The organism is Halobacteriovorax sp. HLS (assembly GCF_004006665.1).
GTDB lineage: Bacteria > Bdellovibrionota > Bacteriovoracia > Bacteriovoracales > Bacteriovoracaceae > Halobacteriovorax.
The window spans coordinates 334003-347496 of sequence record NZ_QOCL01000014.1; the positions used below are offsets into that span (position 1 = coordinate 334003).

The window sequence follows — 13494 nt, forward strand, 5'->3', positions numbered from 1 at the left end:
AATTAGATGTTTCACCCTTTAGACTTCTCTCATGAAAGAGATTTAAATATTGATGAATTAGTTAAGAGGATGGAAGCTTATTATCCTGATGCGGATTTTGCTCTATTGAGAAAGGCCTACACCTTTGCGGCCAAGGCCCATAGCGGGCAGATGAGAAGTTCTGGTGAAGAATATATTATTCACCCAATAAATGTTTCTGGAACTCTGATCAAGCTTAGAATGGATATGGATAGTGTCGTTGCGGGTCTTCTTCATGATGTCGTTGAGGATTGCGATGTTACTCCTGAAGAAATTGAGAAAGAGTTCTCTAGCGATATCGCACAAATCGTTGTCGGTCTGACTAAAATTTCTAAAATTAAATTCAAAACAAAAGAAGAGTCTCAGGCCGAGAACTTTAGAAAGATGGTCGTTGCAATGGCAAAGGACCTTAGAGTTATCATAGTTAAGCTTGCAGATAGAATGCATAATATGAGAACTCTTCAGTATGTATCTGATGAAAAACAGAAGAAGATTGCTTTAGAGACTCTCGAGATTTATGTTCCTCTTGCTAGTCGTCTTGGTATTAACTCAGTCAAGGCCGAGTTAGAAGACTTGTGCTTAAGGTTTATGAAACCTGAGATTTATTATCGCTTAGCTGAAAAGATAGCGATGAAAAAATCTGAAAGAGAATCTTATATAAAAGAAACGATCGAAGAGATAAAAGATAAGCTTATTGAATACTCTTTAAAGTGTGATGTGAAGGGAAGGTCTAAGCATTTCTACTCAATTTATAAGAAGATGAGTGCTAGAGGTGTAGACTTTGAGCAGATTCAAGATGTTCTGGCCTTTAGAATAATGGTTAGTAATATTACTGAATGCTACAAGGCCTTAGGGATTATTCACTCTTCATTTACTCCTATCCCAGGTCGTTTCAAAGACTATATTGCAATACCTAAAGTTAATAATTATCAATCATTGCATACAACTGTAATTGGACCTAGAGCGGAGAGAATTGAAATTCAAATTCGTACTAGTGAAATGGATGATGTTGCAGAAAGAGGTATCGCTGCTCATTGGAAATATAAAGAAGGAAATAATGAATTTGGTAAAAAGCTTGATTGGGTTCAAGAACTTTTAGAATTCAATATGAGTGTTGATAATAACGCTGAGTTTATGGATGTTATTAAAAATGATCTTGATGTGGGAGGTGTTTTTGTTTTTACCCCTACAGGGGATGTTCGTGAACTACGTTATGGAGCAACACCACTAGATTTTGCATATGCTGTACACACTGAAGTTGGGCACAAAACTGTTGGCGCTAAGGTTAATGGTAGAATGGTTCCACTTAGATATACGTTAAAGTCTGGGGATACAGTTGAGATACTTACTAGTAAGAACCAAACTCCTAATAAGGACTGGGTTAACGTAGTAAAGTCTTCAAAGGCAAAACAGAAAATAAAACAATGGCTTCTAAAAGTAGAGAGAGATAAGAATAGAGATGTCGGTAAAGAGATTCTTGAAAAAGCTTTTCGCATTGTTGGCACCTCTTTCAAGAATGCTTTGAAGTTGCCAGAGACGAAAAAAGTTCTTAAAAGTCTGAACGTTGCCAGTGATGATGACTTAATGGTTAATGTAGGGACAGGTAAATTTACAGCAAAACAAGTTATAGCGTGCTATAGCTCTCTTCAGTCGGCTGAAGACGAGAAAGTTAGTACGGAGCTTGATGAAATAGATTCTTTCTCAAAAACTCTTTCTAAGAGCGCTAGAAAAAAATCCAATAAAGATAATGCAGTTATAGTAGACGGTATGAATGACGTACTTGTTAGAATGGCAAGATGTTGTAATCCAATTCCAGGTGATCCGATAATAGGTTATATCACAAGAGGAAGAGGAATCACTGTACATACTGCGGGCTGCAACAGGGTCGATGCTGGTGATATTGGGAGAAATGTAAATGTAGAGTGGAACTCTGAATTTACTTTTAAGCATCCTGTGAATATTAGAGTTATAACTCACGATAAGCCAGGAATTCTTTCTCAGATATCTAAGAATATAAATAATATCGGTGTTAATATTCGCTCTGCACTTGCAAAGTCTTTACCTGATCGAAAAGGTAGCTTTATCTTTGAAGTTGAAGTAAATGACTTTTCAGAATTACTGAAAACTATTAACTGTGTTGAAGCGGTTGAAGAAGTTATTTCAGTAGATAGAGTTTAAGTCGTACTCATCTTTTTTACTCAGTTACTTTTCGTGTTTTCTTTTACTTACGCATGGAAATCGCTTCGTATTTCTCTGTTAAAGTATTCTCTTTAGGCAATATTGAACAGTACTTACGATATTTTTGCCCACCCTGTCATTTTCTTATATGAAGTGAGAAAATGTGCAAGAGTATTATAAAAACATTTTAAGTTGAGTGATGTGTGAAAAGTTTAAAGCAATCTATTATTGAGAAGACATTTACAAGTTTAGTGAATGACTACTTGAAAAAGAAAGACCGACAGGCCGCGCGTGCTAGCTTTCACCTTCAAAGTAAGGATCTTCTTAGTGAGACCTATCTAGATCTTGTTTCTCAAATTGATAAATTAAAAGAAGAGTACACTAAGTTAATAAGTTCTAATAATTTGGCAAAAAAAGAAAATCAGCAACTAGAGAGTAAAGTCGAGCTAGTTTATGAAAAGTTTCTAAACCATGACAAATTATTAAGGCAAAAGAAGTTGGATGAAAGTATCCTTCTGAAGTCCAAGGAAGTTCTTGAAGATAAGAATAAAGAAATACTCTCTTCAATTGTAGTTATTGGAAATGAAAAGTCTCAAATAGAAAGAAGACGTTTTGATATTGAAAAAGAAATTGATCAATTAAATATTCAGATTTCTAATTCTAGCAACCTTCTAAAAAAATCAGAACAAGAGTTAGATTTCTCTCAACAACGCTTTGGTTCTCTTGAAGAGAAAGTTTCTAGAATGAAAGTAATCTTTGACTTAAAGCAAAGGGAAGTTAGAACTCAGAGCTCACATAGGGAAGCAATTCAGAAAGAAATTCAACTTTTAAATAATGAAGTTGATGAAATAGAAGCAAATAATATTGAGTGTACTCTTAATATAGAAAAAATTAAAAAAGATATAGAAGTATATAAAGAAAAATCTCTAGAGCTTAAAGAATTAAACAACAAAGAAGAAGAAAGTAGAGATAGACTTGAAAATGAAATATCTCAAGCAAGAAAAGAGCATGATTTTCAAAGAGATGTGGTTCAAGATCTCGAATTTCAAAATCAAGATTTAAAGTTTAGTATTGAATCTAAAAATAAAGAATATTCTTTGCTAAGAAAATCGGTACAAGAAATATTTGTAGCTAAGTCGAGTATTGAAAAAGAGATGGATGAGTTAGATTTATCTCTATCTAAGCTTAATCATTGTACGAATGAGATTAAAGCTGAGATTAAGTTAATCGAAAGTGAAAAGAGAGAGCTTAGTAGAACTGTTAATGAACTTAAGCAAGAAGTTATTAATAAGAAGATGCAGCTCAATGGACTTGAACAAAGTCTAGAAAGTAGTACAACTGAAAAAAGTAAATTAAGTAGTGAGATTGAGAAGCAACGCCTTGAAATACAGGAGCTAACTAAGAAGCTCGCATTAACAAAAGATGATGTGAAGTCATGCTTGATTGAAATTGAACAGAAAAACGTAGTTGTCTTAGAAGAATTAAAGACCAAGCAAGAGTTGAGTGAAGAAAATCATAAGGCATCTGAAGAACTTCATGAACTTACTCTTAAGAAAGAAAATCTGACTAAGGAATTGATTCATTTGAAAGAGTTGAAGCTCGTAGAAGAGAATGAAAAGTCAGACCTTAGTCAAAGAATATATCTTAAAGCAAATGAAGTATTTATGAGTGAAGCTCAATTCAATACTCTAACTCTAGAATTAGATAAGGTTCGTGTTGAAAATGATGAGTTGATAGGCAAGGAAGATAGTTTAGTAAAAAGTAAAAATAAACTCGACTTTAGTATTGAAATATCAAGGATGAATCTATCGTCTCTAAAAGAGACGAAGGAAAGTTTAGAGAGATCAATTAACAAGTTGTCTCAAAAGAAGCTGAGTACTGCTAAGAAGGAAGAAGTGTTACTTAAAGAGCTTGCTGGTGAACAAGAGAAAATATCTTCTTTAAGATCAAGCTACGAAAAGAGTAATAATGAATCTTCTTATAAGATTGAAGAAGTTAATAAACTTCAAGAAAACTATAAAAAATTGAAACAAGAGCGAGTAGAGTTAGAAAAAGTTGGTAAACAACTCTCTTTAAAGAAAGAACAAGCTATCGTCGAAAAAGAGCGACTTCACAAAGATATAGAGCAAATCATTGCTCAGAATATTCAACTTATGAAGAATAATGAAATGCAGGGAATTGCTCTTTCAAATTCTTATAAAGACTTAACTAGAAAGAAGAAAGAGATTAAGAATGCAATTTCGAGTAGGGATATTAGTAAGGCCAGAGATGAAGAGCTTAAGAAGAAGAACTTAATTCTAAAAGAAGAGTTAGATGAGATTAATTTAATTCTTCGTCTTGAGAGAGCAAAAAATCTTAAAGTAGATCTTCCAAGTGTTGCTGAGATTGAAAATGAAGACATGAGAAAAGAGTTAAATGCCAAAAGAGAAGAACTCGCAGAACTTCTTGAGTCTAGTGAATCTAAAAAGCGTATACGAATAACACGAAATTGTTAATTTCTATTCCGGTGACCAAAGTAGTAAGAATGCATAAGTTCTTATCCACTTATATAGTTCTTTGGACATAATCTTGATATTTCTTGGATTTGAATAATCAGCATTTACTGCGAAGTAGTTAATTTCAACATTTTCATCACTATCCATCAATTCATTAAAAATTAGTTTAATTCTCATAATATGATAATCATGAGAGATCACAATAATTTTCTTATTTCCATTATTCTCACGTAGATGTCTAAGTGTAGAAATTACATTCTCAACTGTATTTCTAGCAAGATAATCAATTGTAAGCATATTTGAATCAAAGGAGCCATCTAGCTCAAATGGCTTAAGTAAAGAGTCTACAGAGTTGCTTGAGTAGACTCCAGTAATGAAGATATTACTTTGTTTGTACTTTTTCGCCACTTCAATGGCGAGCGGAATTCTTCCCGAGTCCCCTGTGAAAACAACGATTAAGTCAGGAGAGAGATTAAAAAAGTTCTGAGTTGTTTGTTGATTTAAGTTTCTAGCTGTTAAAATAAAGAGTAATGAAATAATAGCGTAAAGTATTGTTGAAACTAAAAGAACAAATAGACTATTTTGAAAATAGCGAAGGAACTTCGTTCTTTTAGTTTCAAATATATACTTCTTTTTAAACATATTATCTTGCCGCTATTACCTCTATTTCTACCAGGGCCCCTTTTGGAAGGTTGGGTACTTCTACACAACTTCTCGCTGGGTAAGGCTCTTCGAAATACTTAATATATGCTTCATTAACAATATTAAACTTTCCTAGATCAGTTACAAAAATACTTGTTTTGATAATATGTGTTCTATCAATACCTTGTGAGTTTAGTAGGCCATCAATATTCTTGAGGATTTGTTCCATTTGGTTTTCAAAACCTTCCAGTAGCACAGAAGTCTTTGGGTCTATACCAATCTGACCAGAGAAGTAGAAAACTCCGTTATGCTCTACACCCTGAGAGTATGTTCCAACAGCAGCTGGTGCCTGGTCAGTGTTTACAATATTTTTAGTAAAGGCCATGTTTACTCCTCTTCTGCCAGTAGCGCAGTTATATTACTCATATTTAAAATTTCTGAAACAGGTGCAGTTCTTTGTATAATATTAACAGTGTCTTTCATACTTACTAGAATAGGACCAATTGCATCTGCTTCACTTAACTGCTGTAGAAGTTTATAACTTATATTTGCAGAGTTAAGGTCTGGGAAAATTAAAATATCTGCCGGCCCTTTCATGTCTGAAAACTCAAATAACTTCTCTCTAATGAATCCATTTACAGCAACATCTGCTTGCATTTCACCTTCAACTTTAAGAGAAGGGTATCTTTCGTGACACAGCTTAACTGCTTTTTTCATTTTCTTCGCATTTGGATGTGAGTTCGAACCGAAGTTTGAAAAGCTCACAAATGCAATATTAGGGTCTCTGTTAATAAGTTGCTTAAATAATTTAGCAGTTGATCTTGCGATATCGCAAAGATCTTCTGGAGTAGGTCTTACTTGCGCTGTAGTATCGGCCAAGAATAAAATTCTATTCTTGAAAATCATTATGTATACACCCGCAGCTTTTGTTCCTTCTTGAGTTCCTATCACATTAATAACAGGCTTGAAGCATTCGGGGTAACTAAGGGTTGGGCCAGATAGCATTGTATCTGCCATACCTTTTCTAACCATCATTGCTCCAAAGTAGTTCTCTTGGGCCATTTTATCTTCTGCGTGATAAATACTAACTCCATCTCTTTGTTTCATTGAACAGTATTCTCTATAGAACTCTTGAAACTTTGGATGCTTAGACGGTTGAATAATCTCAATATCTTTAAGAGACTCTAGTCCAAGCTTATCCATACGAGCGTGAATGATTTCAGTTTTTCCTAGAAGAACTGGCTCGATTCTACCTTCTTCTCTTAAAATATTTACAGCTTCTAGAATTCTCGTATTTGCACCTTCGGCGAAAACAACTCTTGTCTTCTTGCCTTTTGCTTTTACCCTTGACGATAGTCTATCTCTTAAGCTCTTTAAGAATCTTGCTGAAGAGCCTAGTCTTTCTTCAAGATCTTTTGCGTATTCAAACATATCCTTTATAGGATTCTTGGCAACACCTGAATCCATTGCGGCTTTAGCAACAGCAGGCGATACTCTTGTTAATACTCTTGTATCGAAAGGCTTAGGAATAAGGTATTCTCTACCAAAGTTAAACTCTTGACCGGAGTAGGCCATTTTAACTTCCTCAGGAACTTCTTCTCTTGCAAGATCAGCAAGGGCCTTAACGGCGGCAAGTTTCATTTCATCATTAATTTTAGTCGCTCTTACGTCGAGAGCACCTCTAAAAATAAATGGAAACCCTAGTACATTATTAACTTGATTAGGAAAATCACTTCTACCTGTCGCCATGATAACATCGTCACGAACCGCTTTTGCTTCGTCAGGATAAATCTCTGGCTCTGGGTTTGCCATTGCAAATATGATTGGATCTTTGGCCATTGTTTTAACCATATCACCAGTGAGAACGCCTCTAGCTGAACAACCAATAAATGCATCAGCATCAATCATTGCATCTGCTAAAGTTCTCTTCGTTGTTTCAGTTGCAAATTCTTCTTTATAACTATTCATTCCTTCAGTACGGCCCGTGTAAATTACACCTTTAGAATCACACATAAGAAGGTTTTCTTTTTTTACTCCAAGCTTGTAGAACAGTTTAGCACATGCCATAGCAGCAGCTCCTGCACCACTAAAGACAACTCTCACGTGATCCATTTTCTTATTAGCAATTTCTACGGCATTTATAAACCCAGCAGAAGCAATAATGGCCGTTCCATGTTGGTCATCATGAAATACTGGGATATTCATTTTCTCAATAAGTTGCTTTTCAATTTCAAAACATTCTGGAGCCTTGATATCTTCTAGGTTTATTCCACCAAAAGTTGGCTCTAGAGCGCTAACGATATTTACCATGCCCTCAACTGTATTCTCATTAACTTCGATGTCGAATACATCAACATCTGCAAATCTTTTAAAGAGGACACCTTTACCTTCCATTACAGGTTTACCTGCAAGAGCTCCGATGTCTCCAAGTCCGAGTACTGCAGTACCATTTGAAATAACAGCAACAAGGTTGCCTTTACTGGTATACTTAAATGCCGCTTCAGGGTCTTTTGCAATTTCAAGACATGGAGCTGCTACACCTGGTGTGTATGCAAGAGAGAGGTCTTCCGCTGTAAGGCATGCCTTAGTTGGATTCACTTCAATTTTACCTGGTCTTCCTCCGCTGTGGTATGCGAGGGCCTGCTTATTTCTTTCTTCGTTTGTAGGTTTCGTAGTCATCGAAACATCCTTTTTTAAATATGTATTTGTGGCCTTAAAGAATAATTCAAAGAATAGAAAATGGCACGAAAAGGTGAGATTTTTTTTAAATGATTTCGCGCCGAGTTGATTAGATTAAGCTTTTTTTATGGACTTAAAATAGAAAAATATCAGTAAAAGACCAGTCGTGGCCACACCAATATAGAGTTCATCCACATTTGCCCAGAATCCATGATGATTTGCGTTGCGCCAGTAGGATGTAGTAATGACTCCAGAAAGACATACTGCAACAAATTGATTGTCAGTTATTCTGTTCGGAAATAGGTAACCAAAAAGAACAGGAAAGAGAAGACATGCAGCAGAGAGACTACCTAAAGTCTTCCAAACGGTTTTAATATCTCCATTAAAAACTTCGGACATAATAACTGCAATGACACCAACTAGCACAACACCTATGTGGTGAATTAGCGGATTATTCTTAAACTTTTTAGGAGCAAGGTCAAAGGCCAAGGTTGTGCCTGCCAAGAAAAGGTAAGAGTCGATGGTAGATAAGATTGTCGCTAAAATTCCCGCGAACATAAAGCCTCTTAATCCATTTGGAAGTAATTGAGCCGCGTAAATTAAATATGCGTGAGCAGAGTCAGCTTCAGGAATAACTGCTTTAGCATACATTGCACCAAAGGTTGTACATATATCGAAACAGAACCAAATAAATGTAGAGATAAGGATACCTTTCTTAGCTGTTTTAGATGAGGTTGCAGCAAAACACCTTTGATAAAAGTTCGGGTCAACTAGAGTACTAAGCGCAATAAAGCCCCAGACAAAAGTGGTTGCGACACCTACTGTACCTGTTAGAGAAAAGTAGCTTTCAGGTAAATTAGTTTTTAAAAATGAAATTCCCCCAAAGTTAAAAACACTTAATCCTAAGATAAGGGCTACAGCTAAGCACATTACAAAGAACTGAACTAAATCAGAGAAAACAACTGCTCTAAAACCCCCCCACATAGAGTAGAGGAGTACAAAAGTTATTCCTATAGTTGTATTAACCCATAAACTTCCTCCAAAAATCATTTGAGAAAAAGTTCCAAGACTTATTGCATAGGCGATAGGTAGAACATTGAAGAAATTAAAGACCGCGCTTAGCCTTTCTGATTTTGGACCAAACATTTTTCCAATAAGGTTAGGTAGTGTTAGCGCTTCATAGCTTTTAATTTTATCAATTAAGAAAAATGCGAAAATCAAATAGGCCACATACCAGAATGCACCTTGAGTAACAAAGTTGAATATTCCTTGATTGAATGCAATTTTAGTCACACCAAAAATACCACCGTACCAAGTTGCAACTAAAGTCGCTACGAAAAGAGGCAAGGTTAGTTGTCTTCCCATAAGTAATAGGTCTAAGTAGTTGTAGTCGTTTTCATCTTTATCAGTAGGCGTTTTCTTTTTTAAAGAATTTCCCCAGATTACACTTGCCGCCGTAAGTAGTAGAACTGCAGAAAAAATAACCCAATCTAAGGGGGTAATAATATCTACTAAATTTAATGTTGGTGAAAAATTTTTCATCGAGTCTCCTTACGTCAGCATTACCTGAATCAAGTTATAGGGTCGAGTCATAAACTCCTCTCAGCCAAAAGCTCCCCTGATTAGTTGTAGGAAAGAAATAACTTTATTATAATGATTTATCAACAAAATTGGAGATTTTTCATGACATTAACTCAATTAGAATACGTTGTGGCCGTAAATAAACATCGCCACTTTGGTAAGGCAGCTAAAGAGTGTCATGTTACCCAACCAACACTGAGTATGCAGTTGCAAAAGTTAGAGGATGAATTAGGGGTTATTCTTTTTGATAGATCTAAATCACCCATTCTTCCTACTAGTGATGGAGAGAAGGTCGTTAAGCAAGCGCAGGTTGTGATTAAAGAATATAATAGAATTCATACAATCTTAGAGGATAATAACGGTCAGATCTCTGGTAAATTTCGACTTGCAGTAATTCCAACTCTTGCAGCTTATGTTATTCCATTATTTGCCAAGAAGTTCGCCGATTTATATCCGCAGGTAGAGCTTATTATTGAAGAATTTAAAACTGAAGAAATTATAGATCTTCTTGATAGGGAAGAGATCGACGCGGGAATATTAGTAACACCTCTTCATGAAGGAGCATTAATTGAGAGAGTGCTTTTCTATGAACCATTTCACTTATTTGTCTCACAAGATCATGAACTTTATAAGAAGTCTGAAATTCAAGAAAGTGAACTCTCTGATGAAAGTCTTTGGCTTTTGAACGAAGGTCATTGCTTTAGAGCACAGGTCTTGAAAGTTTGCTCAATGAACTTTGATGGAGGAAGCTATAAGAATTTGAGATTTGAATCGGGAAACTTAGAGACATTAAAAAATCTTGTCGTTCAAAGTTCAGGCTATACTCTCTTGCCTCACCTGGCGACACTTGATCTTAGCGCTGCAAGAAAGAAAATGGTTAAGCCATTTAGAAAACCTGTACCGACTAGAGAAGTATCTATTGTCTATGGTAGAACATTCTTGAAAGAAAAAATTATAGATGCTTTAGAGGAATTAATTGTTTCTGTATTACCTAAAGAAATTCATTCCCATAAAGGCGAAGAACTCTCTGTTGTTGAATTCAAATAGATCTAGGGGAGTGTCATAACGCACTCCCTCAAAAAACGTGATCATGTCTAAGTGATTGAAATACTTAAAACCAGTCTCTTTTTTTTATGAAAGAAGATGTTAGTAAAAACTACAGGTCAAAGACCTATCGAATCGGTATAGTTTTTTCAACTTTTCTAGGACCAGCTCCTAGAATTTCATATTTGGGAAAGGGAGTCCTACTATGATGATCACCTCGAAGAAAAACGGCCACAAAACTTTACTAGTTCTACTTACTTTAATGACTACTTTATTCATTTCGTGTGGAAAACAGGACCAAGGGCCAGTTGGCGCAATGGAGCTTTTTGATTCACAAATCATTATCGGTGATTTGGATTGGAAAGAAATCACTACTTTAACTTCTACAAATTCTATCAGAAAGGCGTCTAGTCCAGTTGCAGACATCACTCTTCCAGTTATGGGTTCTAGATGTACAGGTTTTCTTATTTCTGAAGATGTTTTAATGACAAATGAGCACTGTATCCCTTCAAGAGATCATGCAGAAGGAGTGACAGCAAGCTTTAGACATTTAAAAGGAGTTTCTCCAAGCGATTGGGAAACTTATGAGTGTTCAACATTTCTAATGAATAGTGCAAAGTATGATTTCGCATTACTTAAGTGTTCTGGTGCTCCTGGTAGAAAATTTGGATTTGTAAAAATTGACTCAGTTGCGAAAAGACAAGGAACAGGAATTTATATAGTACAACAAAATTGTGATTATTATTCTGAAAGAGGATGTGACTTCTCTAAAAAATATTCGAAAGGTAGTATCACTAAAGTTGAAGATGAATACACTCATAATGCAGATACTTTAGGAGGATCTTCAGGGTCTCCAGTATTTGATTCTTCAACTCATAAAGTAGTGGCCATTCATCATGCTGGGTATGGTAATAATGGAATGGGAAGAGGTTATGAAAACTATGCTGTCCCTATGTCTAAAATTGTTCCGACGATTAAAGCTAAGTTTCCAACTCTAATTGGATCTAGTTCTTCTACAGGAACTAACACTACAACTGATAAAACAGAACCAAATGATACTATTTCTAAAGCATATACTCTATCAGGTAAGACACAAAAGCTTTCCGGGTTAAAAGTTTCTCGTACTGACGATTTAGACTTTTTCTCAATAAACGCAAAAAGAGGTTCTAAAGTTGACATCACCGTTACATTTACTCACTCAAAAGGTGACTTAGATTTATTCACAGTGGACTCATCTGGAAACGTGATTTCAAAGGTTGAGTCATCTAGTAATAATGAAGGCTTTTCTTTTGTTTCGACAGGTTCTAAAGCATACTTTGTAATTTTTGGTTATAAAGGAGCAATAAATAGTTACGATTTAGCTGTAACGGTTAAGGCCCCTGTAAGTGCACCAACTTCTGATAATACAATGAGTACTGCAAACTTGTTGAGTTCTAGTGCGGACTTCTCAGAATCAATTGATTATAAAAACGATGTAGACTACTATAAGTTTACTGTTACTAAAACTACGACTATTAAAGCTCAGTTAAACTTTTCTAATAGCAAAGGTGATATTGAGTTAAAGTTATATAGTTCTGCGGGAAAGGTTCTATCCTCTTCAACTACGACTAAAGATTTCGAAAGTATTTCGAAGACTGTTAATGAGGGAACTTACTATTTAAAAGTTTATGGTTACAAAGGTGCTACTAATAACTATCAAATGAAATTTTCTAAATAAAAAAAGCCCCTCTTTTGAGGGGATTTTTTATCTCTTAATAATATCTTCATCCATGATAAAAGCTTGGGCCCTAAGTTCAGACCAAAGAATATCTTTTCTAATTGATTCAAAAAAACCTACGTGACCACCAGTCTTTGGGATTTCAAGATATAAATTATCATTATCCCTTGCTTCTTTTATAGGGAAACAGTCTCTACCTAAGAACGGGTCATTCTTTGCATTAACCATTAGAGTTGGTATCGCAATATTTTTTAACTTAAGTTTGCAACTTCCTTTTTCATAATAGTCATATGCATCCTTAAAGCCATGTAGGGGAGCGGTAAATCTATTATCAAACTCTTCAAAGCTTTTGATTTTACCAATATGTTTAACATCAACTTTAGATAGTCCAATCGTGTTGTGTTTAAGGAGAATCTTCTTTCTCATGGTACTTAGAAAGTTCTCTAGATACATTTTATTCATTGGTCTCGAAAGCTCTTTAACAGAAGAATAGAGGTCACAAGGAGTAGAAAACACAGTAGCTTTCTTTATAAGTGGATCTACTTGTTGAGCTTTTTCGCTAAGATAATTACTTGTTAGAATTGCTCCAAGACTAAAACCAATTAGGTTAATTTCCTGATAAGACTTTCTTGACTTCGAAAATTCAATAACCTGATCAAGATCGCTTGTCATCAGCGCATGATAGAATTTCTCTGTCCAATTTAGCTCTCCTGAGCAGCTTCTCATATTCCAGGAGACCACATCAAATCCTAAATTATTAAAGTGTCTAGTCATTCCTCGAATATACTGAGTATCACTTGAGCCTTCTAAACCATGAGATAGAACAATCAATTTAGAAGAATTAATATCACTTATATCAATATCGAGAAAATCATTGTCTGGAGTCTTAAGTCTCTTTCTTGAGAAGTTAATATCCTTAACTTTTCTGAAAAAATAAGGGTAAAGTGTCTGAATATGACCATTTTTCATTAACTTAGACGGTCTATATGTGGATTCTTTAATTAGTGGCATAGTATCTAACTCTAGTTTAAATTTTCTTATAATTCTAGCCTAAATGATTAATTCTACGAAGACGGAAGAATTTCCTGCCTAGAACAGGTGGCATATTCAAGAGTACGTGGTGGATATCTTAAGTTAAGT

General features: G+C 35.1%; 9 protein-coding genes and 1 riboswitch. Of the genes, 4 read left to right on the top strand and 5 right to left on the bottom strand.

What is annotated here, in order from left to right:
* Nucleotides 1-6: 6 nt before the first annotated feature.
* Both DPQ89_RS15605 and DPQ89_RS15610 read left to right on the top strand, forming a co-directional pair.
* Entirely contained in the window at nucleotides 7-2196 is a 2190-nt protein-coding gene (locus DPQ89_RS15605) for a bifunctional (p)ppGpp synthetase/guanosine-3',5'-bis(diphosphate) 3'-pyrophosphohydrolase (protein ID WP_127717964.1), read from the top strand.
* A gap of 203 nt (nucleotides 2197-2399) precedes the next feature.
* The gene (locus DPQ89_RS15610) at nucleotides 2400-4691 is read left to right on the top strand and encodes a hypothetical protein (protein ID WP_127717965.1); all 2292 of its coding nucleotides are present in this window, start codon (nucleotides 2400-2402) and stop codon (nucleotides 4689-4691) included.
* A 3-nt stretch (nucleotides 4692-4694) separates the two neighbouring features.
* Here the strand turns inward: DPQ89_RS15610 and DPQ89_RS15615 are convergent, their stop codons facing one another.
* The 4 genes from DPQ89_RS15615 to DPQ89_RS15630 form a co-directional block, all read right to left on the bottom strand.
* Nucleotides 4695-5333, bottom strand: coding sequence for a YdcF family protein (locus DPQ89_RS15615; protein ID WP_127717966.1), 639 nt, complete (start codon nucleotides 5331-5333; stop codon nucleotides 4695-4697).
* Between the two features lies 1 nt (nucleotide 5334).
* On the bottom strand, nucleotides 5335-5718 hold the full coding sequence (locus tag DPQ89_RS15620) for a Rid family detoxifying hydrolase (RefSeq protein ID WP_127717967.1): 384 nt from the start codon (nucleotides 5716-5718) through the stop codon (nucleotides 5335-5337).
* Nucleotides 5719-5720: 2 nt separating this feature from the next.
* Nucleotides 5721-8012 (bottom strand): NADP-dependent malic enzyme, encoded by a 2292-nt coding sequence (locus tag DPQ89_RS15625; RefSeq protein WP_127717968.1) that lies wholly within the window; start codon nucleotides 8010-8012, stop codon nucleotides 5721-5723.
* Between the two features lie 114 nt (nucleotides 8013-8126).
* The gene (locus DPQ89_RS15630; protein WP_127717969.1) at nucleotides 8127-9554 is read right to left on the bottom strand and encodes a sodium:solute symporter; all 1428 of its coding nucleotides are present in this window, start codon (nucleotides 9552-9554) and stop codon (nucleotides 8127-8129) included.
* A riboswitch (TPP riboswitch) is annotated at nucleotides 9544-9642 on the bottom strand. It overlaps the preceding gene by 11 nt.
* A 53-nt stretch (nucleotides 9643-9695) precedes the next feature.
* Between DPQ89_RS15630 and DPQ89_RS15635 the strand changes: the two genes are divergently transcribed.
* Together DPQ89_RS15635 and DPQ89_RS15640 are read left to right on the top strand one after the other, a co-directional pair.
* Nucleotides 9696-10640: a LysR substrate-binding domain-containing protein gene (locus DPQ89_RS15635; RefSeq protein ID WP_241558868.1), complete on the top strand. Its 945-nt coding sequence runs from the start codon at nucleotides 9696-9698 to the stop codon at nucleotides 10638-10640.
* Between the two features lie 202 nt (nucleotides 10641-10842).
* Nucleotides 10843-12354 carry a serine protease gene (locus DPQ89_RS15640; protein ID WP_127717971.1) on the top strand — a complete coding sequence of 504 codons (1512 nt, stop codon included), beginning with the start codon at nucleotides 10843-10845 and terminating at the stop codon, nucleotides 12352-12354.
* Between the two features lie 27 nt (nucleotides 12355-12381).
* On the opposite strand, the gene DPQ89_RS15645 is transcribed toward DPQ89_RS15640, so the two are convergent.
* Complete coding sequence (locus DPQ89_RS15645) at nucleotides 12382-13365, bottom strand: YheT family hydrolase (RefSeq protein WP_127717972.1); 984 nt, start codon at nucleotides 13363-13365, stop codon at nucleotides 12382-12384.
* Nucleotides 13366-13494: the final 129 nt, after the last annotated feature.

What these genes read in the sequence shown, in the direction of transcription:
- DPQ89_RS15605 (WP_127717964.1), top strand. Translation starts at nt 7, where the DNA reads ATGTTTCACCCTTTAGACTTCTCTCATGAAAGAGATTTAAATATTGAT.
- DPQ89_RS15615 (WP_127717966.1), bottom strand. Translation starts at nt 5,333, where the DNA reads ATGTTTAAAAAGAAGTATATATTTGAAACTAAAAGAACGAAGTTCCTT.
- DPQ89_RS15620 (WP_127717967.1), bottom strand. Translation starts at nt 5,718, where the DNA reads ATGGCCTTTACTAAAAATATTGTAAACACTGACCAGGCACCAGCTGCT.
- DPQ89_RS15625 (WP_127717968.1), bottom strand. Translation starts at nt 8,012, where the DNA reads ATGACTACGAAACCTACAAACGAAGAAAGAAATAAGCAGGCCCTCGCA.
- DPQ89_RS15630 (WP_127717969.1), bottom strand. Translation starts at nt 9,554, where the DNA reads ATGAAAAATTTTTCACCAACATTAAATTTAGTAGATATTATTACCCCC.
- DPQ89_RS15635 (WP_241558868.1), top strand. Translation starts at nt 9,696, where the DNA reads ATGACATTAACTCAATTAGAATACGTTGTGGCCGTAAATAAACATCGC.
- DPQ89_RS15640 (WP_127717971.1), top strand. Translation starts at nt 10,843, where the DNA reads ATGATGATCACCTCGAAGAAAAACGGCCACAAAACTTTACTAGTTCTA.
- DPQ89_RS15645 (WP_127717972.1), bottom strand. Translation starts at nt 13,365, where the DNA reads ATGCCACTAATTAAAGAATCCACATATAGACCGTCTAAGTTAATGAAA.